This window comes from Micromonospora rosaria (genome assembly GCF_001567585.1).
GTDB classification, from domain to species: domain Bacteria; phylum Actinomycetota; class Actinomycetes; order Mycobacteriales; family Micromonosporaceae; genus Micromonospora; species Micromonospora rosaria.
The window spans coordinates 1-21,746 of sequence record NZ_LRQV01000054.1; the positions used below are offsets into that span (position 1 = coordinate 1).

The 21,746-nt window shown below is 72.3% G+C and carries 17 protein-coding genes; 10 read left to right on the forward strand and 7 right to left on the reverse strand.

The annotated features are described in order from the left end of the window. Nucleotides 1-281 precede the first annotated feature (281 nt). Nucleotides 282-761 (reverse strand): methylated-DNA--[protein]-cysteine S-methyltransferase, encoded by a 480-nt coding sequence (locus tag AWW66_RS16050; protein WP_067366520.1) that lies wholly within the window; start codon nt 759-761, stop codon nt 282-284. A gap of 98 nt (nt 762-859) precedes the next feature. On the opposite strand from AWW66_RS16050, the gene AWW66_RS16055 reads away from it, so the two are divergent. The 4 genes from AWW66_RS16055 (at nt 860) to AWW66_RS16070 (ending at nt 4,621) form a co-directional block, all read left to right on the forward strand. After that, complete coding sequence (locus AWW66_RS16055) at nt 860-1,381, forward strand: SigE family RNA polymerase sigma factor (protein ID WP_067366523.1); 522 nt, start codon at nt 860-862, stop codon at nt 1,379-1,381. Then, a complete protein-coding gene (locus AWW66_RS16060) occupies nt 1,378-2,481 on the forward strand; it encodes a WD40 repeat domain-containing protein (protein WP_067366526.1) in 1,104 nt (367 codons plus the stop codon). The genes AWW66_RS16055 and AWW66_RS16060 overlap by 4 nt, the downstream gene beginning before the upstream one ends. A 76-nt stretch (nt 2,482-2,557) precedes the next feature. After that, nucleotides 2,558-3,079 (forward strand): hypothetical protein, encoded by a 522-nt coding sequence (locus AWW66_RS16065; RefSeq protein WP_211271959.1) that lies wholly within the window; start codon nt 2,558-2,560, stop codon nt 3,077-3,079. A gap of 21 nt (nt 3,080-3,100) precedes the next feature. Next, the gene (locus AWW66_RS16070; protein ID WP_067366532.1) at nt 3,101-4,621 is read left to right on the forward strand and encodes a flotillin family protein; all 1,521 of its coding nucleotides are present in this window, start codon (nt 3,101-3,103) and stop codon (nt 4,619-4,621) included. Between the two features lie 60 nt (nt 4,622-4,681). On the opposite strand, the gene AWW66_RS16075 is transcribed toward AWW66_RS16070, so the two are convergent. The 6 genes from AWW66_RS16075 to AWW66_RS16100 form a co-directional block, all read right to left on the reverse strand. After that, nucleotides 4,682-6,115 (reverse strand): DUF4407 domain-containing protein, encoded by a 1,434-nt coding sequence (locus tag AWW66_RS16075; protein WP_169807119.1) that lies wholly within the window; start codon nt 6,113-6,115, stop codon nt 4,682-4,684. Then, a complete protein-coding gene (locus AWW66_RS16080; protein ID WP_157527501.1) occupies nt 6,108-7,082 on the reverse strand; it encodes a hypothetical protein in 975 nt (324 codons plus the stop codon). The genes AWW66_RS16075 and AWW66_RS16080 overlap by 8 nt, the downstream gene beginning before the upstream one ends. Before the next feature lie 35 nt (nt 7,083-7,117). Further along, nucleotides 7,118-9,244 (reverse strand): hypothetical protein, encoded by a 2,127-nt coding sequence (locus tag AWW66_RS16085; protein ID WP_157527503.1) that lies wholly within the window; start codon nt 9,242-9,244, stop codon nt 7,118-7,120. Next, entirely contained in the window at nt 9,237-9,992 is a 756-nt protein-coding gene (locus AWW66_RS16090; protein WP_067366543.1) for a hypothetical protein, read from the reverse strand. Before AWW66_RS16090 ends, AWW66_RS16085 begins: the two co-directional genes overlap by 8 nt. A gap of 524 nt (nt 9,993-10,516) precedes the next feature. Further along, nucleotides 10,517-12,559, reverse strand: a complete 2,043-nt coding sequence (locus AWW66_RS16095) for a S8 family serine peptidase (protein WP_067366546.1) — start codon at nt 12,557-12,559, stop codon at nt 10,517-10,519. Between the two features lie 263 nt (nt 12,560-12,822). Beyond that, a complete protein-coding gene (locus AWW66_RS16100; RefSeq protein WP_067366549.1) occupies nt 12,823-14,283 on the reverse strand; it encodes a CCA tRNA nucleotidyltransferase in 1,461 nt (486 codons plus the stop codon). A 126-nt stretch (nt 14,284-14,409) separates the two neighbouring features. Between AWW66_RS16100 and murJ the strand changes: the two genes are divergently transcribed. The 6 genes from murJ (at nt 14,410) to trxA (ending at nt 21,546) form a co-directional block, all read left to right on the forward strand. Continuing rightward, nucleotides 14,410-16,152: a murein biosynthesis integral membrane protein MurJ gene (gene murJ / locus AWW66_RS16105; RefSeq protein WP_067366552.1), complete on the forward strand. Its 1,743-nt coding sequence runs from the start codon at nt 14,410-14,412 to the stop codon at nt 16,150-16,152. Between the two features lie 448 nt (nt 16,153-16,600). After that, nucleotides 16,601-18,217 (forward strand): protein kinase family protein, encoded by a 1,617-nt coding sequence (locus AWW66_RS16110; protein WP_067366555.1) that lies wholly within the window; start codon nt 16,601-16,603, stop codon nt 18,215-18,217. 34 nt (nt 18,218-18,251) lie between these two features. After that, nucleotides 18,252-19,046, forward strand: coding sequence for an RNA polymerase sigma factor SigM (sigM, locus tag AWW66_RS16115; RefSeq protein WP_083978534.1), 795 nt, complete (start codon nt 18,252-18,254; stop codon nt 19,044-19,046). Further along, nucleotides 19,043-20,047 carry a hypothetical protein gene (locus tag AWW66_RS16120; RefSeq protein WP_067366558.1) on the forward strand — a complete coding sequence of 335 codons (1,005 nt, stop codon included), beginning with the start codon at nt 19,043-19,045 and terminating at the stop codon, nt 20,045-20,047. Before sigM ends, AWW66_RS16120 begins: the two co-directional genes overlap by 4 nt. 192 nt (nt 20,048-20,239) lie before the next feature. After that, nucleotides 20,240-21,190 (forward strand): thioredoxin-disulfide reductase, encoded by a 951-nt coding sequence (gene trxB, locus AWW66_RS16125; protein WP_067366561.1) that lies wholly within the window; start codon nt 20,240-20,242, stop codon nt 21,188-21,190. A 32-nt stretch (nt 21,191-21,222) separates the two neighbouring features. Further along, nucleotides 21,223-21,546 (forward strand): thioredoxin, encoded by a 324-nt coding sequence (gene trxA / locus AWW66_RS16130; protein ID WP_067366564.1) that lies wholly within the window; start codon nt 21,223-21,225, stop codon nt 21,544-21,546. The last annotated feature ends 200 nt before the right edge of the window (nt 21,547-21,746 follow it).

Here is a 21,746-nt window from a genome sequence, read left to right on the forward strand (position 1 = left end):
CGGGCCAACGAAGGTGATCGACATCGGTGTTGCAACCACCGGTTGAGCCCAAGTCTGGGGGCCGAAATCTTCCAAGATCTTTCGCTCGGGCTTTCCATGCCGGCAGACCGGGAGTGAATTGTGGCGATGTGGCCGTCTTTCCCCGGCGGCTGTTGCGCAAAGACCGCCGCGGCCGGCGATGACGCAGACGAGTCAGCTCGACAGCGGTCCCACACCTGCCCCCGAAGGCATCAAGCCGCTCAACCACTCACGTCAGACTCGGGCGTACGGGGGAAGGGTGGTCAGCTCCAGGCCCGGTGCAGGGCGACTCCGGCCTCCAGCTCCAGCAGGGTGACCTTGCGGGGCAGCCCGCCACCGAAGCCGACCAGCTTGCCCCCCGCCCCCACGATCCGGTGGCAGGGCACGATCACCGGGATCGGGTTGCGGTTGCAGGCCACCCCGACCGCCCGGGCCGCCCCCGGGTCCCCCACGGCCTTCGCCACCTCGCCGTAGGTACGGGTCTGCCCGTACGGGATCAGGGTCATCTGGTGCCAGACGGCCCGCTCGAAGTCGGAGCCCCGGCGGGCCACCACCGGCACGGTGAACTCGGTCAGCTTCCCCGCGAAGTATCCCCGCAGCTCGGCGAGGACCCGCCGGTCCAGCTCACCGGCGGGGTCCTCGACGGCCGACTCCGTGCGGCCGAAGTACGCTCCGCAGACCCCCACCTCGTCGGTGGCCACCGAGAACTCGCCGATCGGCGTGTCGAGCACGGTCCAACGCATGCCGCCATTCTCCCCATCGTGATGACGGAATCCCGACCGCCCCGCGACGGTGGGCAAACTTCCGACCGCTCCGGGCGTCTATCCCTCGGAGGTGCGGGGTGACTGAGGTGGTCGACGGGGAGTTCACCACGTTCGTCAACGAGCGAGGGCCGGCCCTGCTGCGGGTCGCGTACGCACTGACGGGCAACCAGCACGGTGCGGAGGACCTGCTCCAGAATGCGCTGGCCAAGGCGTACGTCCGCTGGCCCCGGATCCGGGGGGACGCCGAGCCGTACGTCCGGAAGATCCTGTACCACGACCAGGTCTCCGGTTGGCGGCGGCGCTCGCGGCGGGCCGAGGTACCGGTGGAGGTGCTGCCCGAGCCCTCGCCGGACCGGGACAGCGGTCAGGAGACCGAGCTGCGGATGTTGCTCCGCGACGCGCTGCGGGCCCTGCCGCCCCGGCAGCGGGCGGTGTTGATCCTGCGGTACCTGGAGGATCTGAGCGTGGACCAGACCGCCACCCTGCTGGGCTGCCGTCCCGGCACGGTGGCCAGCCAGACCGCGAAGGCTTTGGCCAAGCTGCGGCACCTGGTGCCCGACTCCGTCGACCGACCTGACCGACCGGGGGTGACCCGATGAACTCCCCGCTGGAGGAGGCCCTGCGGGCGGCGGTCCGCGACCTCGCGGACCAGGCCCCCCGGCTGAACCCCGAGCTGGCTGCCGGGGCCCTGCAGCGGGGGCGCCGACGGCGGACCCGCCGCCGAGTGGCGGTGGCCGGGGCCGCCGTGCTGGCGGTGCTCGCCGTGCTGCTGCCGGCGGCCCTGCTCCGCCCGGAACGTCCCCTCCCCCCGGCCGGCCCCGAGCCGACCCCCACCACCACCCCGGAGCTGCTGCCCGCCCCCGACGCGGACTGGACCGGGTCCCCCCTCGCCCTGCCCGGGGACTGGGTGGTCACCGGGGCGCTCCGGGGGGGTACCGGCTGGGTCCTGGACCGAGCCCGCAGTCGCTACCTGCCCGCCGAGGGGTACGACGCGGTGTGGCCGGCCCCTCGGGGCGGCTTCAGCGCCGTGGTCGACCACGACCGCCGCCCCGGACAGGTCGGCCTGGTGGACCTGGCCCGGGAGCGCATTACCTGGATCGACACCGGCCAGGGAGCGCCGGGCCTTCAGTGGTCGCCGGACGGGCGGCGTTTGGTGCTCACCCTCTTCGACAAGGAGGCGGGCACCACCCGGATCGGGGTGTTGGAGACCTCCGGACGGCTGCGCTCCTTCCCCCTGGACCACACCCGGTACTTCTGTACCGACCAATGCGGCCTCACCTGGGCTCGCAACGGTCGGGAGGTGGTGCTGCCGCAGACCGAGGCCTTCGCCCCCCGCTCGGAGTCGGCCCGCCACCCCCGCCGGGGGGTGCAGCTCTTCTCCGCCGAGGACGGGCGGCCGACCCGGTTCCTCCCGATTCCCGGGGACCCGGCCGGGCCCTGGTCCTGGTCCCCGGACGACCGGCTGGTGGTGGTGCAGGGGCAGACCGAGCCCTTGCTGGTCCGTACCGACACCGGTCAGGTGCTGCGGACCCTGCCGGACCCCGAGGCCGCCCTGGTCACGGACGGTCGGCTGCTGTACCGGCGGGACTCGGGCCGACAGGACTTCGTCCTCGCCGAGGTGAGCACCGGACGGGAGCTGCAGCGCCAACCCGTTCCGGAAAAGATCTGGGACCTGACCTTCCACCTGGCTCCGCCCTGACCCGACCCCTTCGTCACCGGTGTCCACCGGCAGCGGCGCACCTCACACTGCCGCACGTTTGCGCAGCGTCGATACCCTGCGGGGCGTGGCGACCGGGACTCTGATCTTCCTCATCATCGGCGCGGTCGGCGTCGTGGTGCTGGCGCTCGCGCTGCTCGGCACCGAGTTGTTCGACGCGCTCGGCGGCGACGTCGACGGGCCGGTCTCCGTCGAGGTGGTCGCCGGCTTCACCGGCGCCTTCGGCTTCGGCGGGGCGATCGTCAACGAGTTGCTCGGCGCGGGCAGTCCGACGCTGATCGCCGCGGCGGCGGGCGGCGGGGCGGTCGCGGCCATCCCCACCGCGTGGCTCGCGTCCCGGCTCAGCCGGGCGGCGCGGAACATGCGGACCGACCCCACCCCCACCCGCGACCACCTGGTCGGCGCGCTCGGGCTGGTGGTCACGCCGGTTCCCGCCGACGGGTACGGCGAGGTGCGGGTCCGGGTCGCCGGCCAGCCGGTCAAGCTCAACGCCCGCGCCGACCGACCCATCCCGGTCGGCACGCAGATCTTCGTGGTGCAGACGCTCAGCGAGACGAGTGTGCACGTCGAGACCTACTGAAAAACATAGATAGGGAGCCCCATGCCACTACTCATCGCCATCGGGGGAGCGGTCCTCCTCGTCCTCATCCTGGTCCTGTTCGTCCTCTCCCGGATCAAGGTCGCCGGCCCGAACGAGGCGTTCATCGTCACCGGCCGCAAGGGTCGGACCACCCAGGGTGCCGACGGTAGCCGGTCCACCGACAACTCCGGGCAGAAGGTCGTGCTCGGCGCCTCGGTCTTCGTCCTGCCCGTGGTACAGAAGATCCAGACGCTCGACCTGTCCAGCCGCCGGATCGACGTCAGCATCAAGGGCGCGGTCAGCAAGCAGGGCATCCGGGCCGACCTCCAGGGCGTGGCGATCGTCAAGGTCGGCGGCACCGAGGACGCCATCCGCGCCGCCGCCCAGCGGTTCCTGCACCAGCAGGACGAGATCGAGGACTTCACCCGCGAGGTGCTGGCCGGTGCGCTCCGCTCGATCGTCGGCCGGCTCACCGTCGAGGAGGTCATCCGGGACCGGGCGGCGTTCGCCAGCGCCGTCGCCGAGGAGGCCGAGCACTCGATGACCAACCAGGGTCTGGTGCTGGACACCTTCCAGCTCCAGGACATCCTGGCCGAGGGGTCGTACCTGCAGGACCTCGGGCGGCCGGAGGCGGCCCGGGTGCTCAAGGACGCGGCGATCGCCGAGGCCCGCGCCCGCCAGCACGCCGAGCAGGAGCGCCTGCTCGCCGAGGAGGCGATCGCCGAGGCGAACCGGAACCTCTCGTTGAAGCAGGCCGCGATCCAGTCCGAGATCGACGCCGCGAAGGCCAAGTCGGCCGCCGCCGGCCCGCTGGCCCAGGCCGAGCGGGACCAGGCGATCCTCACCGAGCAGCAGAAGGTGGCCGAGCGCAACGCCGAGCTGAAGGAACGCCAGCTCGACACCGAGGTCCGCAAGCCGGCCGACGCGGCCCGGTACAAGGTCGAGCAGGAGGCCGAGGCGGCCCGCAACGCGGCGGTGCTCAACGCCGACGCGCAGCGGCAGGCCACCATCGCCGCCGCGCAGGCCTCCGCCGAGCAGTCCCGGCTCACCGGTGAGGGTGAGCGGGCCCGCCGGGCGGCGCTGGCCGAGGCGAACGCGATCGAGGGTGCCAAGGAGGGTGAGGCCGAGCAGCGGCGCCGGACCGCGATCGCCGAGGCGATCGAGCGGGAGGGTCAGGCCGAGGCCGCCGCGATCCTGGCCAAGGGTCAGGCCGAGGCCGAGGCGATGGCCCGCAAGGCCGAGGCGTTCGGCGCGTACGGCGAGGCAGCCGTGCTGGACCTGCTGGTCAAGGTGCTGCCGCAGGTGGTCGAGGCGGCCAGCGCACCGATCGGCGCGATCGACAAGATGACCGTCATCTCCACCGACGGCGCCTCCTCGCTGACCAAGTCGGTCGCCGGCAACGTCGCCCAGGGCCTCCAGCTCGGCAGCGACCTGACCGGTATCGACCTGACGAACCTGCTCGCCAAGCTCGGTGCGTCGCGGTCCGAAGCGCTCGGCGCGGCCCCCGCCGAGACGACTTCCGAGCCCACCGGCATCCGCTGACGACCCAGGGGCCCCGGCGTGCCGGGGCCCCTGGTCGCGGAGGGTGGTGTCGTGGCGTCGTCAGAACGCCACGTGCGCGTTGACGTCGCGCTCGGGCTGTCCGTTCCGGTCCGGGGCCGGTCGCCTGGTCGCCGGACTCGCCGGGTCGGTCGGGTCGGTCGGTTGGCGGCGGGGTTCCCGCAGCAGCTTGTCGGCCAGGTCGTTGACCGCCCGGTCGCGGCGGGACCGCAGGAGCACCTGGTGCTCCTGGAGGGTCAGCTCGTGCTCCGCACGGCGCATCCGCGCCTGGTTGTCGATCTCTTCCCGCTCCGCCGAGTACTGGTCGACGAAGCGCCGCTCCTCGGTGGCGGCCTCCTCGGTGAAGATCCGCTCGCGGCTCTCACTCCGCACCCGGTAGAGGCGGTCGTACCCGCTCGCACCCGACAGGAACTTGGCCATCATCGGAAGGCAGTCGACGGCGACGAAGAAGAGCCGGACCGCCCAGGTGCTCACGAAGAGGGCGGCGCTGGACGTGCTGAGGTCGTGCAGCGCGTCCAACCGTTCGAGGAAGCCGATCGGGCCCTGGTGTCGGCGTTCCTGCTCGACCCGTTCGGCGATCTGGTCGTCGCGGGTCTTCTCGAAGGTCGTCACCGCGCCGGCGAGTTGCTCCTCCAGGTCCACGATCCGCCCACGCAGATCGGCGAGCTTGCGGGTGTTCTCCTCGATGGGGTGGGTCCGGGCGTACTCGTCGGCGTCGGCGGTGCGCTGGCGGCACCGGGGTCCGTCGCCCGGCCGCCCGGTGAAGCCGGTGCCGCGCCCGCCCGCGCACTCCTTGGCCGCCGCGTCCCGCAGGGTGCGGAGCTGACCGCTCTCCCGGTCGACGACGCCCTGGAACTCCTTGGCCTCGGCGCGGGTACCGGTCAACTCCCGCCGGATCGAGCCCGGGGTCTGCGCGAAGGACAGCAGGTACCCCCGGCACTCCTCGATGGTCGAGGTGTCCTCGGCGGTGGCCGCCTTCTCCCCGTTGCACGACAGCAACGAGGTCCGCAACGTGTCGAGCTGCGTACTCCGTTGTTCCTTGATGTGTTCCTCGATCGCGGTCTCGAAGATTCGCATGATCAGCGGTTCGGCGACCACGAAGCCGATCATCAGCGACAGGGCCAACCGGGCCAGCATCGCGCCGGCGCGCTGCATGTTCCCCGCCATGCTGGTGACGATCTGCCGGTCGAAGTTGAGGATGAACAGGAACCACACCGCTGCGGGGACCAGACTCCACGGTGACTGCCGGCCGATGACCTGGTTGACGGCGAACCACATGGAGAACGCGGCGATCAGCGCGGTGCCGAGAATGGTCCCGCCCAGGGCCGTGTGCCGGGCCCGCTCGTGCCACACCCGCCGCAGCACAGTCTCGTCCACCCCGGCCAGTCCGCGCAGCAGGCGTGCCGGGCCGAGTCGGCGGCGGGACGATCCGGCCTGTTCGGGTCGACTGCCCGCCCGGCGGGCGTACTCAGTCAATGTCCGCCTCGTTCGGGATGAAGTCGGGCGTGTCGTCGGTCGGCCGGCGTCCCGGCGGCAGCGACGCAGGCTCGTCCGCCGGGCCCAGGGACGGCTCGGTCCCGGCGGTGTACGTCCGCCCCGTCAGCTCTTCGATCAACTGGAGCGGATCGAAGTTCGCCCGGTCCAGGTAGCCACGGTTGAGCATGTCCTGCAACACGCTCGCGGCGACGCGCTTGCGCTCGGCCTCGGCCTCGTGCATCCGCTCTGCGATCTGCCCGACGTTGATTTCGTGCCGGCTGACCCCCAACGCGTCGGCGTAGGTCGGCCCGGCGGAGAGGATGGTCGCGTACCGCTCGATCTCCTCGTTCTGCCAGCTAACGTCGAGGCGGCCGACCTCCTGCTCCCACCGCTTGTCCCGGATGCGCCGGTGCTGGTCACGCAGCGCGGCCGAGGGGTGCACCACCACGGCGCAGAGGTCGACGGCCATCCCCGGCACCGACGGCGGCACCAGGTGGCAGTAGGCGGTCACCCGGGCGTCCACCTGGCGGCGGACCTCGTTGATGTCCTCGATCCGGTGGCGCAGGCCCAGGTTCTTGAACTCCCGGTCCTGCCAGAGGTGGTTGGTCAGCACCTCATGGAGATCCGCCAACCCTGCCTCGGCGACCAGCTCCGGGGCGAGTACCTGGCAGCGGAAGTTGACGACCACGGCGAAGGCGTCGGCCGCGTCGCTCGACGAGAGCGACAGCTCGCAGTTCAGCGTGGTCGACCGCTGTTGCACCACGCTGACCGCCACCGCCTCGACAACGGTGTCGTCACCGAGGTCGAGGTGCCGGTCGCCGTAGAGCCGCTGCTGCCCGTTGACCTTGAACACGTACACCGCTCCTGGTGGCCGCGCCGGCAGGTCGGTGACCAGACGTCGGCGCGGGCCGAGGAGGCGACGCGGGGCGGGCGGCAGGAGCTGCTCCGTCAGTACGGGGTATCTCATGGGGTCCTTCTCTCGGGTCTCGTGCGGCTGCGTTGTCAGCGCAGGGCGGGCCGGGGTGCCCCGGCGGCGAGCGCCGTCAGCAGCACGGCAATCACCGGTCGGTGCTGGGCAGGGTCACCCGGCGTCCGGAGGGCCCAGGCCAGTTCGCGGCGCAACCGTCCGCACTCCGCCTCGGTCAACTGCCCACGCAGCACGTCGCCCAGTGCGCGTACCGCGTGCTCGGCGTCCTCGTGCCGGGAGAGCGCCTGTAACGTCAACCGCAGCGCCTCGATGGCCGCCGCGCGGTGCGGCAGGCTGCGCAGGGACTCGGCCCAGAGCACGCCGACCGGTGACGTCGCGGCCGGCCGCAACCGCATCAGGTAGGCCACCACCGGCTCGGCGTGTTCGAGGTGCTCCACCGAGAGCACCTCCAGGACGGTCTCGATCGCGTACCCCGCGCGACGCGGCTCCGGGCGGTGGCCGAGGGTACGGTCGAGGCGTACCACCAGGCGCTTGAGCAGCCGCGTCGCCGCGTCCGGCTCGATGGCGGCGGTGCAGAACAGCAGGCCGAACGAGCGCACGGCCACGGTACGGATCGGCTTCCCCCGGGTGGAGAGGTGCCACAGCCAGGGTTCCGCCTCGGTGTGGTAGCGGATGCCCAGCGGCCCGCCGAGCGCCATCGCGGCGGTCACCGCCCGGTTCTGGCCCCGCCCGTCGGTCCAGTCGAGGACCAGCCGCAGCGCCGCCGGAGCGAGCTGGTCCTCGGCCGCCATGAACGACAGCACCGACATCGCGGTGAACCGCTCCGCCGCCCGTCCGGCCGCCCACCGCACGACCGTGTCCCGCACCTGCGGCGCGGCGTCCCGGTGCCGGGCGAGCAGGGTCATCGCGTAGGCCAGCTGGAGCCGTACCTCCAGGTCACCGGTGGCCGCCAGTTCGTCGATCCAGGCCCGCAACGGACGCCACAGCCGGTAGCCGCACTCGTAGAGCTCACCGAGCACGTGTTCACGCATGGCGTCGGCGGCGAACACGATCCGCCGCTCCTCCCAGCCCCCGTCGACGCCCGGGTCGTCGCTGTACCGGCGGGCCACCAGGCCCCCGTCCCGGTAGAGACTCCGCCGCCCCTGGAGCGTCTCGACGGCCTCCGGCTGCGGCGGCTGGGGGGTGACGACGGTGAGCTCGCCCGCGTCGATCTCCCGGAGCCGGGCGTGCACCTCCTCGAACGTCCGCTCGGGCAGCTCGTGGGCGAAGGCCAACGCCGCCACCCGTAACAGTTCCTCCCAGGACGAGGTGGCGGCGAACCACGCGGCCACCCGCTTCCGTTCGGTCTGCTCCGCCTCGGCCAGCGCCGCGTCCACCCCGTGTGGCAGGCGGTCCAGCAGCCGGACCACCTCCGCTGGCAGGCGGAGTTCGGCCACCCGGCTCCGGACCCGGTCTCCCGCCGCGTCGTCGAGGGAGTTACCAGCGGCGAGGTAGGCGTCCAGGACCGCCAAGGAGGTCGGTGGCGACCACCGCACCGCGCTCTGACCGAGGTCAGCCCCGTTCAGGGCGCGCTGCTGCACGGTGAGCACCAGATACGCGCCGGCCCGTCGCAACCGCTCCCCGAGCCGCTCCACGTCGAAGGCCAGGACCGCCGCGTCCCGTCGGTCCCCGAGCCAGTCGAGCAGCACGTACCCGCGCCCCCGGCCGAACTCGTACTCGTTGAGCTGGGTCAGGGTCATGGCCGGCGAGAGGCCGACGATCCGGGAACCGGCGCCGGTCAGCTCCCGCAGCAGCGCCAACGCCCCGGTCCGCCGGCCCACCCCGCTGTCACCGACGAGGAGGACGAGCCGCTTGTCGCCCACCGTCCGCGCCGCCTGGTCGTGTCCGGCCGGCCGGGTGAAGTACCGCAGGGCGTGGTCGACGTCGGGCGTCGGGATCGAGCCCACCGAGGCGTGGCCGACCCGCAGGCCACCGGAGACGCCGAAGCTCGCCTGGCTTGCGTGCACGTGCCCGTAGAATTTGTTGATCACCCGGACGTCGTGCCGTTGGGCCGTGGCGTCGATGTCGTCGGCGTCCGGCTCCTCGGCGGGAGCGGCGGAGGGGGTGGGGTCGGACGGCTCCGGTGTCGCGGCCGGGTCGGTGGCTGACGGGTCCGGCTGCCCGGTGGGCGGCGCGGCGCCGAGCGGGTCCGGATCAGCCACCGAGACCGCCGGCGACACCGAAGTTCGCGTGGCAGGCGTCCACCGTGCCGTGGAAGACGTTCATGACCTTGGCCTCGTGGCGGTGGGTGGGCCCGTCGGCCGTGATGGCACCCGCCGGGGCGGCGCGGTTTCCGGTGAAGCCGCTCGTGGTGCCGCCGTCCGGGCTCGCCACCGTCCCGCCGGTACCGGTGAGGTCGAGCTGGTGCACATCGGCACCGGGCACCCGCAGCCACGCGCTCGCCCGGTACTCCTTCTCGACCACGGCGACCTCGCGAAACGCGTCGGCCTGGTACGTGGTGTGTTCGCCGACCACGAGCGACTGAAAGACGTCGTCGGAGAGGATCATCGCCAGGTTCGCGCCGGGAAAGGCCGCGAGCGCCCGACGGAGCGGAGTCGAGTTCACCAGGCGGCTCACCGTCACCACCGCCTTCCCGACGTGTCCGTTTGGCCCTGGCCGCACGGCACCCTGATGGACGGCCAGCCGCAACCGCAGGCGCTCGGTGTCGACCCGGAGACGGTTGAGTCGGCTCAACTCCGCGTCGAGGTGCCGGACGAAGTCGTCGACGATCCTGGGCTCGCTGCCCCCCACCGGCGCGAACGCCAGTTCCCCGTCGCCCGAACCCTGGGTCACCCAGCCCGACCGATCCAGGCCGGCGGCGACCGCCGCGCCATCGAGCAGGGCGACCAGGCGCGCCTGCAGTTCGCCCTGCGCCCAGTCACTGCGTCTGCCATAGCTCTCGGCGTCCACCGAGAGGCACAACCTGCGTTCGAAAGAATCAGCAACAGCCACCGAAATCGGCCTCTCCTACAAGCGACATCGCTGTCACGGAACACCGTGCAACAAGGGCCCGACAAAGAATCCGTACTTGTACGGGATCCGGCCTTCTCACCGCCTGAGGTGTCCGCTGAAGCTGGCCGACACACCATTCGTCGAGATACCCGACCGGTCGTTCGTCTCGGTCGAGGCAGAGGATCGCCTTCGCCAGGGGAGCGCCGTCGAAAACTCCCACTCCGCGCCGAATCGAACCTTCCCGCGGGAGACACCTACGGTAAGCCAGAAGGATTGGGCCAACAACGTCGATTGAGGGCCTTCTTGTGTAAGGAGAACGACAAAGCAGTACGGGTAATGATCATTTGACCGTGGTGGATGGCGACGCCCGGAATCCACGGACGGTGGCCGCCGGGCCCCGGGCCCGGAGCGGAAAACGGCGGCGCCCGCCGGTACCACCCCCGCGAGGGGCGGTACCGGCGGGCGCCGGTGTTACGGGTGGCTCAGACGGCGGCGACGAAGAACTTCTCGCCGTTGCCGAGGCCGAGGGTCTCGCTGCCCCAGTTGATGTTCTTGCTGGAGATCAACTGGCTGGTGCCGGCGCTGCCGGCGGTGACGGCCTGGTCGTCGATCAGGGCCCGCAGGTAGACCGTGCCGTCCTGGTTGTACTCCAGGAAGTCGAACACCTGCCAGCTACCGACCGAGGCGCTGCGGGCGATCAGCGGCTTGGTGCCCGCGCTCTCCGCGGTGACGTACTTGCCGTTCGAGAGGGCCTTGAGGGCGAAGAAGCCGCCGTCGAGGTTGACCACCTCGAACTTCTCCCAGGTGCCGACGCTCGTCTTGGTCGCGATCAGCGGGGACTTGCCGGTGCTGGGCGTCGTGACGAACTTGTTGCTCGCCTTCGACTTGATGCTGACCACCGGCGCCGGGGCGTCCAGGTCGAACTTCTCCCAGGTGCTGATGGTGGTCTTGCTGGCGATCAGCGCGGACTTGCCGGTGCTCGGGGTGGTCACGTACTTGCCGTTGACCTGGGCCTTCAGGCTGACCGTACCGTCGATGTTGTGCACGAGCTGGAACCTCTCCCAGCCACCGATCGCAGTCGCCCGGGCCAGCAGCGGCTTGGTGCCCGAGCTCTGCGCGGACACGTACTTGCCGTTGGCCTTGGCGCGCAGGGCGACCAGGCCGGAGCCGGCGTCGACGATGTCGAACTTCTCCCAGCCACCGATGGCGGCGCCCTTGGCGAGCAGCGCGTCCTTGCCCGCGTTCTGCGCGGTGACGTACAGGCCGTTGGAGCGGGCCTTGAACGCGAAGGAGCTCCGCGCCACGGAGTTCTTGCCGACCCGCAGCATCCGGTCGACCGAGCCGAGGGTGTCGTGCACGGCACCGGCGGACCCGTTGGTGACGATCGAGTCGCGGACCTGCTTCGGGGTCCAGCCCGGGTTGCTCTGCAGCAGCAGCGCCGCCGCGCCCGCCACGTGCGGGGCGGCCATCGAGGTGCCGTTGAAGGCCACCGACCCGGAGGTGGTGCCCGCCTTCGCCGAGACGATGCTCACGCCCGGGGCGAAGATGTCGAGGCAGCGGCCGTAGTTGGAGAACCAGGCCCGGAAGTCGATCTTGTCCGTCGCCCCGACGGTGATCGCCGCCGGCACGTTCGCCGGGGAGATCTGGCAGGCGTCCTGCAGGCTGTTGCCGGCCGCCAGCACGTAGGTGATGCCGGCCGCGATGGAGCGCTTGACCGCGTCGTCGACCGCCTGGTTGATGCCGCCGAAGCCGAGGCTCATGTTCGCCACCGACGGCTTGGCCGCGTTCGCGGTCACCCAGTCGATGCCGGCGAGGATCTGCTCGCTGGTGCCGCCGCCGTAGCAGTCGAGCACCCGGACCCCGACCAGCTTGACGCCCTTGGCCACGCCGTACTTGGTGCCGCCGACGGTGCCGGCGACGTGGGTACCGTGGCCGTCGCAGTCCTCGGCGACCGGGTCGTTGTCGATGAAGTCCCAGCCGTCGACGGCCCGGCCACCGAAGTCGGTGTGGTTGACGTCGATGCCGCTGTCCAGGACGTACACCGTCACGTTGCTGGCGGTGTTCGGGTACGTGTAGGTGTTGTTGGTCTTCGGGCTGACCTGGTCGACCCGGTCGAGCCCCCAGGGCGGGCTGGTCTGGGTGGCGCTGGCGGTGGCCTTCTGGACCTGCTCGACGTAGGCCACCGACGGGTCGGCGGCCAGCCGCTGCGCCTGGGCCCGGGTCATGGCGGCCGAGTAGCCGTTGAGGGCCTTGGTGTAGACCTGGCGGACCTTGCCGCCGTGGGCCTTGGTCAGCGCGGACGCGGTGGCGCGGGTCGCGCTGGCACTCGCCTTGTCCTTGAGGACGACGATGTACCGGTCGGGCACGGCGCCCGGGTTCTCCGCGCCGCGCACCGGTGCCCGCTTCGGGCCGGCCGCCGGATCGGCCAGCGCGGCACCGCCGGTGGCGACACAGGCGAAGGAGGTTGCGGAGACGAGCGCCAGCCCGGCCACCGCGGAGCGGCGCAGCACGCCACGATTTATCACTCAGTGACTCCCCGTTGGTCATCGCCGTCCTGACTGGACGGCGGGAGATGGGTCCACCGGCCGCGCGGCGACTCCGGCGGGCCGAGTAGATCCTGCACCATCATGGATGGTGGTCGACGGAATTTCCCTCATCCGATCGGTCGATACGCCGGCGTTTCGTCGTCAGGTTCCCGACTGACGGCGCACCCTGCGCCCACCACCGGCAGCGGCCCCGGTCCGGGGCCACGGCGAGCGGGTCGGCCGGCCGGGCCGACCGCCGGGGATCAGTCGCGTACGCCCTGCTCGCGGGCCCAGCGCAGCAGCTCCGCCTCGGCGGCGTCGCGGTCCAGCGGGCCCCGCTCCAGGCGCAGTTCCTTGAGGTGCTTCCAGGCCCGCCCGACGATCGGACCGGGCGGTACGCCGAGCAGCTCCATGATGGCGTTGCCGTCGAGGTCGGGGCGGACCCGGGCGAGGTCCTCCTCGGCCGCGATCCGGGCGATCCGCTCCTCCAGCGCGTCGTAGTCGCTGGCGAGCTGGGCCGCCTTGCGCCGGTTGCGGGTGGTGCAGTCCGAGCGGGTCAGCTTGTGCAGCCGGGGCAGCAGGTCCCCGGCGTCGGTGACGTACCGGCGCACCGCCGAGTCGGTCCACTCGCCCCGGCCGTACCCGTAGAAGCGCAGGTGCAGTCCGACCAGCTTGACCACCTGCGCGGTGACGTCCTTCGGGTAGCGCAGCGCCTTCATCCGGGCCTTGGTCAGCCGGGCGCCGACCACCTCGTGGTGGTGGAAGCTGACCCGGCCGTCCGACCCGACCGCCTTGGTCGCCGGTTTGCCCACGTCGTGCAGCAGCGCGGCCAGCCGCAGGACGACGTCGCAGCCGTCGTCCTCCAGGGCGACCGCGTTGTCGACCACGGTGAGGGTGTGCTCGTAGACGTCCTTGTGCTGGGCGTGCTCGTCGATCTCCAGCTTGAGCCCGGTCAGCTCCGGCAGGAACCGGTCGGCCAGCCCGGTGTCGACCAGCAGCCGCAGCCCGGTCACCGGGTCGGCCCCGCAGAGCAGCTTGGTGAACTCGTCCCGGATCCGCTCGGCGGTGATCCGGTCCAGGTCGGCGGCCATCCGGGTCATCGCCGCCCGGACGTCCGGGTGGACGGCGAAGCGGAGCTGCGCGGCGAACCGGGCCGCGCGCAGCATCCGCAGCGGGTCGTCGCCGAAGGACTCGGCGGGCGTACCGGGGGTACGAATGATCTTGGCGGCCAGGTCGTCCAGCCCGCCGTACGGGTCGGTGAAGCGGTGCTCCGGCAGGCTCACCGCCATCGCGTTGACGGTGAAGTCCCGCCGCTTGAGATCCTCCACGAGGCTGCTGCCGTACCGCACCACCGGGTTCCGGCTGACCTGGTCGTACGCCTCGGCCCGGAAGGTGGTGATCTCCAGCCGCAGCCCGTCGCGCTGGCAGCCGATGGTGCCGAACTCCCGCCCGGTCTCCCAGACCGACTCGGCCCAGCCCCGGATGATCCGCAGCGTCTGGTCGGGGTGGGCGTCGGTGCAGAAGTCGAGGTCGTCGCCGAGGCGACCGAGCAGGGCGTCGCGGACCGACCCGCCGACCAGGTGCAGCTCGTGGCCGGCGTGCGCGAACCGGCGGCCCAGCTCGTCGGCGACCGGCGAGACCCGGAGCAGTTCGGCGACGGCGTTGCGCTGCGCGGCGGTGAGTTCGCGGCGGTCGGCGACAGGGGGTACGGAGGCTTCGGACATCGGATCGCCAGCCTATCGGGCGGTTCCGCGCTGATGTCCGCCGGGCGTGGGTAAGCGGCGGGGGTTGACTAAGGTCTGTGGCGTGCAGGCCGCGACCCGGCCCGACCTACCTCCGGGAGGCGACAGATGAGCGGCGGGCTCTACCGCAGCGCGAACGCCGCGCAGGGTGGCTGGCCGCCGCCGGACGACGGGGCCACCTTCATCTCCGCCGAGCCGCTCAACCAGCCCGCCGTCGAGGCCACCGCCCCGCCGCAGGAGCAGGTCGCCGAGTCCAGCGCGGCGGCGAACAGCGCGATCATGGCGCTGGGCAGCCTGGTCAGCCGGGGTACCGGCTTCATCCGCAACCTGATGATCGGCGCGGCGCTGGGCAACCTCGTCGGCAACGTCTACACCACCGCGCAGTTCCTGCCCAACCAGGTGTACGAGTTCCTCCTCGGCGGGGTGCTCACCAGCGTGCTGATCCCGGTGCTGGTCCGGCGCAGCAAGTCCGACCCGGACCGGGGTCAGGCGTACGCCCAGCGCCTGCTCACCCTGGCGGTGCTCGCGCTCGCCGCCGCCGTGGCGATCGCCGTGATCGCGGCACCGGTGCTGACCACCCTCTACGCCGGCGGCAACGACGACGACTACACCGGCCTGGTCACCAAGCTCTCCTGGCTGATGCTGCCGATGCTGTTCTTCACCGGCCTGAGCGCGCTGATCGCCGCGGTGCTGAACACCCGGGGGCACTTCGCCGCGCCGATGTGGGCGCCGATCCTGAACAACCTGGTGGTCATCGGCGTCTTCGGCCTCTACATCGTGATCTTCGGCGCGGAGGCGCTCACCCCGGGCGACCTGGGCTGGGGGCAGATCCTGCTGGTCGGCGGCGGCACCCTGGCCGGGGTCGCCGTGCAGGCGATCGGCCTGCTGCCGGCGCTGCGCAAGGTGGGTTTCCGGTGGAAGCCCCGGTTCGACTTCGGCAAGCTGGGGCTCGCCGAGCTGGCCCGGCTCGGCGGCTGGATGTTCTGCTACGTCGCGGTCAACCAGCTCGGCCTCTTCGTGGTGGTCAACCTGCTCACCCGGGCGGCCGGCGAGGACAGCGCCGGCCTGCTGATCTACAACAACGTCTTCCTGCTGCTGATGATGGCGCACGGCATCATCGCCGTGTCGATCATCACCGCGCTGATGCCCCGGATGAGCGCCGCCGCCGCCGACGGCCGGTTCCACGACCTCACCGCCGACCTGTCCCGGGGCACCCGGATGGTCACCGCCGTCCTCGCCCCGATCGCGGTCTGCTACGCGGTGCTGGCCGCCCCGATCTCCGTGGTGGTCTTCCGGTACGGCGCGTTCACCGGCGAGAACGCGGTCGCCACCTCGACCGTGCTGCTGGTGGCGGCGATCGGCCTGGTGCCCTTCGCGATCAGCCAGCTCTTCATCTTCGCCTTCTACGCGCTGCCGGACACCCGTACCCCGGCGCTGGTGAACATTCCCGTGGTGGCGCTGCGGGTGCTCCTCCAGGTCGGGCTCTACCTCGCCTTCTCGGCCACCTTCGCGGCGGCCGGCATGATGCTCGGCAACGCGGTCTCGTACGTGGCCGCGGCGATCTTCTCGGCCATGCTGCTCCGGCCCCGGGTGGGGCGGATCGGGCTCGGCGCGATCACCCGGACGATGGGCAAGGTGGTCGTCGCCGCCCTGGGCGCGGCGCTGGTCGGTCTGCTGGTGGTCAGCCTGCTCCCCGGCGACCGGGACAGCCTGGGCTGGGCGGCGGCGGCGGTGCAGCTCGTGGTCGGCGGCGCGGCGATCGGCGGGACCTACCTGGGCCTGGCCATGGTGCTGCGGATCGGCGAGATCACCGAGGTGGTCGGCATGGTCCGCCGCAAGCTCGGCCGCTGAGCGGTCCGGCGAGGGTGACCGTCGACCTCACGGACGGTGACCGCCGGCCGCACACGGAACGTGAGCGACGATCACCAGCCTGGGGATGAGCCTGTGGATAACCCAGCGTTTCGCGGGTGGCCCACCATTTCGGCCTGTGGATAACCAGCCGTACGGCTGAGGTTGGGGGGTCGGGCGGTGGGAATCCGGTCGGCGTGGTCGGGGCGGGGCGCGCACCGGCGACGTGCGGGGAACCTCTAGATTGGCCAGTACATGTGCCAGCAACGCGGCTGACAACGGTCGGAACCGGACAGAATGCCTGAGTTCTGACACCCCGCCGGGTACGGCGGAAAGATGACATGTCGGTGGGACGACCCGTCCGGGTAAGGTCGCTGTCGACGGATACGGCACCGCCGACGCCCCGCGTCGACCGGGCGGCCGGTTCCAGCAAGGCAGAGCGGACAGCCACATGCCCAGCAGCGCGGGTCCATCGATCGACACGATCACCAAGGGAGGACGGGTGACCCAGGTCGGCGAGGGTCAGGAGACGGCGGAGAGCGCGCCGCCGGTCGCCACCTTCGGTGCTCCCACAGTCGGTGAGATCCTCGCCGAACGGTACGAGCTGGTCGAGCACGTCAACAACGACAGCGCGGGCCGGCAGGTCTGGCGCGGGGTCGACGTCATCCTGCGCCGTCCCGTCGCGGTCGTGCTGCGCTACCCGGGTGGCGACTCCGCCACCGAGATGCTCCAGGCCGCCGTCGCCGCGAGCCGGGTCATCCACCCCAACCTGGTCGGCGTCTACGACGCGATCGACGAGGCGGACCGGGCGTACGTGGTCCGCGAGTGGGTGGACGGGGTGTCGCTGCGGGAGATGGTCGCCGACGGCCCGCTCGACCCGGCCCGCGCCACCGCGGTCGGCAACGCCGTGGCCAGCGCCCTGGCCGCCGTCCACGCCACCGGCATGGTGCACGGCAACGTGCACCCGGGCACCGTCATGATCAGCGACGACGGCCGGGTGGTGCTGGCCGACGCGCGGACCGACGGCGCGGACAGCCAGGAGAGCGACATCCGGGCGATCGGCGGCATCCTCTACTTCGCCATGGCCGGGCACTGGCCGCACACCGAAGTGCCGCTGCGCGGAGCCACCGCCGGGCACGGCCGGGCCGCCATCCCGGACGCGCTGCGCGACACCAGCGGCGTCCTCGCCGCGCCCCGCCAGATCCGCGCCGGGATCCCGGCGTACCTCGACGACCTGACCATGGACCTGCTCGACCCGGCGATCACGCCGACCTCGGCGGACGTGCTCACGGCCGAGCTGGCCCGCCTGGACATCCCCGGCGAGGACCAGTTCCTGGAGCCGACCGGGCCGCTGCGGTTCACCGCCGACACCGGTGACGAGCCCTCGCCGCTGGCCGCCGCCGGCGGCCGGAAGGTCGCCCTCGGCATCGCCGGCGTGCTCGCGGTCGCCCTGGTCGCGCTCCTCGTCGGGATCAGCGTGCTGGGTGGGGGCGAGGACACGCCGACGCAGAACGTCCCCGCCGCCGCGCCGTCGGCCAGCGTGCCGGCCGCCGAGGACACCACCGCGCCCGCGCCGCAGGTCCGCAAGCTCGACATCGCCCGCGCCCAGATCATCGACCCGGACAGCCGGGACCGGGTCGGCCTCGACGGCGCCGAGAAGGTGTACGACGGCGACCAGGACGAGGGCTGGGCCACCCAGACGTACCGGGGCTCCGGGCAGTTCGGCAACTACAAGCGGGGCATGGGGGTCTGGATCGACCTCGGTGCCGAGCGGACCGTCAAGTCGGTGCAGGTGAACCTCTCCGCCGTCGGCGCCTCCGCCGCGCTCTACGCCGGCACCACGCCGGTCAGCGGCTCCTCGAACCAGGCCGACGACCAGTTGCTGACGTCGTACGAGAAGAACCCGATCGGCCAGCCGTTCGAGGAACACGACGGCACCACCATGACCTTCAACGGCTTCGACGCCGACAAGAAGTACCGCTACCTGCTGTTCTGGCTGATCGAGCTGCCGCCGAGCGACGGCGGGTACAAGGTCGGCGTCCAGGAGATCACGGTCCAGGGGTCGTGAGTGGGGCTCGTCGCGGCACCGGCCGGGCATGGTGATGACCGGCGGTGACCGTACTCCCGGCCCGGTGGCGAACGGGTCGCCGGCCGGCGCGACCTCGTACGCCGGCACCGGGTCGTCCGTGCCGGCCCAGCCCGGCCTGACGCCCGAGGCGTCGGATCTCGACCTGCTCCGCGCGCACGCCGCCGGGGACCGGGGCGCCTTCGCCGAGCTGTTCCAGCGTCACCGGGACCGGCTCTGGGCGGTGGCGCTGCGGACCGTCGGCGACCGCGAGGAGGCCGCCGACGCGCTCCAGGACGCCATGCTGTCGGCCCACCGGGCCGCCGCCCGGTTCCGGGGTGACGCGGCCGTGACGACCTGGCTGCACCGGATCGTGGTGAACGCCTGCCTGGACCGGATCCGACGCCGGCAGGCCCACCCGACGGTGCCGCTGCCCGACGGCGGACGCGCCGAGGACGGCGACCGGGCGACCGGCGGCGTCGAGCCGGTGGCCCCCGCCCGGGACCACGACACCGCCCTGGTCGTCCGGCAGGCCCTGGCCGAGCTGCCGGTGGAGCAGCGGGCCGCCCTCGTCCTGGTCGACGTGCAGGGGTACCCCGTCGCCGAGGTGGCCCGGATCCTGGGCGTCGCCGAGGGCACGGTCAAAAGCCGGTGCGCCCGGGGACGGGCCCGGCTGGCGATCATGCTCGGGCACCTCCGGCCGACCACCGGCGCGGGCCGGCCCGCCGCGCCGGACGTGCCGGCGGTCACCGGTGGGAACCCACAGCCGGCGGAGGGCGTCGGATCAGCGTCGGGGCTTTCCCGGCAGGACGCCATCGGGGAGGAACCGTGACGGCCGGGGAGTTCCGGGAGGTCGACCTCGACCTGCTCGCCGACTACCTGGGCGGAGCGCTGGACGGCACGCCGGAGGAGGCCGTCGTCGCGCGCCTGGTCGCCGACGACCCCGCCTGGGCCGACGCCCACGCGGCGCTGGTGCCCGCGTTCGCGGCGGTCCGGGCCGACCTGGCCGACTGGGGTACGCCCCCGCCCGTGACCCCGCCCGCCGTGGTCGACCGGATCACCGCCGCCCTCGCCGCGCAGCCGTCCGCCCCCACCGTCGAGCAGCACCGCCGCGATCCGGTGGTGGCCGGCGCGGACCGGCCCACCACGGCCGACGATCCGGCTGCGGCCGGGCCCACCACTGCGGTCCCCGCCGCCCGGCCGGGCACCCGGCGGCCGGCGGAGGGCCCGGGCGGGCAGACCGGTCCGGGCCGGCGGCGACGCCGCTGGCTGCGCAGCGCCGGTCCGGTCGCGGTCGCGGCGGTGTCGCTCGCGGCCGTCGGGCTCGGCGTGCACCAGTGGTGGCCGCAGAGCCAGGACAGCCAGGTGGCCGACACGGCGATGACCGAGGCGGCACCCGGTGCCCCGGAGGCCGCCGCCCCGATGTCCGCCCTGCCGTTCGTCCTGGCGGCCGTGCCGGGCCAGGGCAGCGGGCGCGACTACACCCCGGCGGTCCTGGCCGGCGAGGGCGTCGTCGCGCCGAAGGGGTCGGCGGCGTCCGCGACGACGCCGGACGACACCACGGCCGGGGAGCCGTCGAGGGCGCTGCCCGACGCGCTGGACCGGCTCACCGGGCGGCCCGCGCTGGAGCGGTGCCTCGCCGGGATCGTCGCCGAGCACGGCGGGGCCCCGGTCACCGTCGAGGTGCTCGACTACGCCACCTTCGAGGGACGGCCGGCGCTGGTCGTCGAGTTCGTGGACGCCACCGGTGCCCGGTGGGCCTGGGCCAGCGGTCCGCGGTGTGGCCTCGACGGCTCCGGCGCGGACACCCGCCACCGGACGCGGGTAGGGTGAGATCGCGGTCATCCGGCGGTGACCGTCCACGTGACGTGACCCACCGGCTGACCGGTTCGGGAATCCCCGCTCTTACCATGACGTTCTGCAAGTCAGCCGCCGGCGTCGCTGAACCGTCGGCACACGGATCGGCACCTCACCCGGCGTCCCCCCGTCGGAGGCGGTGGCGACGACACACATCGGGAGACGGCAGTGGAAGACGTCCGTAACCTCATCATCATCGGCTCCGGGCCGACGGGTTACACGGCGGCGGTCTACGCCGCCCGCGCCAACCTGAAGCCCCTGGTCATCGAGGGCGTGCAGTCCGGCGGTGCGCTGATGACGACCACCGAGGTGGAGAACTTCCCCGGCTTCGCCGACGGCATCCTCGGCCCCGAGCTGATGGACAACATGCGCAAGCAGGCCGAGCGCTTCGGCGCGGAGTTCCTCACCGACGACGTGACCCGGGTCGAGCTGGTGGACACCGGCGCGACCGGCTCCGACGCCGTCAGCACCGTCTGGGTGGGCGAGACCGCGTACCGGGCCCGCGCCGTCATCCTGGCCACCGGCTCCGCCTGGCGTCCGCTGGGCGTGCCGGGCGAGCAGGAGTACCTCGGACACGGTGTGTCGTCCTGCGCCACCTGCGACGGCTTCTTCTTCCGCAACCAGCACATCATCGTGGTCGGTGGGGGCGACTCGGCGATGGAGGAGGCCAGCTTCCTGACCCGGTTCGCCGAGTCGGTGACCATCGTGCACCGCCGGGACTCGTTCCGGGCCAGCAAGATCATGGCCGAGCGGGCGCTCGGCAACGAGAAGATCAAGGTCGAGTGGAACACCGTGGTCGAGGAGATCCTCGGCGCCGACGGCAAGGTCACCGGCGCCCGGGTGCGCAACGTGCACACCGGCGAGAGCAAGGTCCTCGACGTGACCGGCGTCTTCGTCGCCATCGGCCACGACCCGCGCAGCGAACTCTTCCGGGGTCAGGTCGACCTCGACGACGAGGGGTACGTCAAGGTCGACTCGCCGAGCACCCGGACCAGCGTGCCCGGTGTCTTCGCCGCCGGCGACCTGGTCGACCACACCTACCGACAGGCGATCACCGCCGCCGGGACCGGCTGCGCCGCCGCGCTCGACGCCGAGCGGTTCATCGCCACCCTGGGCTGACCAAACCGACACACACCCGGAGGAGGGGCATAGTGGGAGCAACGAGAGCGGTCACCGACGCCAGTTTCGCCAGTGACGTGCTGAAGTCCGACAAGCCGGTGCTGGTGGACTTCTGGGCCGAGTGGTGCGCGCCGTGCCGCAAGGTCTCGCCACTGCTGGAGGAGATCGCGGGCGAGATGGGGGACCAGGTCACCATCGTCAAGCTCAACATCGACGAGAACCCGGAGACGGCGCGGGCGTACCGGGTGATGTCGGTGCCGACCCTCACCGTGTTCAAGGACGGCGAGCCGGTGCAGTCGATCGCCGGCGCCAAGCCCAAGGGCGACCTGGTCAAGCTGATCCAGTCCGCGCTCTGACCCGCCACACCCAGAGACCCCCGTCGCCCACTCCGGGCGGCGGGGGTCTCTGGTCTTCTCCGGCGCTTGCCTCCGCCGCTCCGGCCCCCGGCCGGGGCAGTCCGCCGGGGCGGGGAGGTTTCCGGGGGCGGCCGGGCGGGAAGATTCCGGCGACCGACGCATCGTGGCAACGCACCGCGCGTCGCCAGCCGCCGGGATAC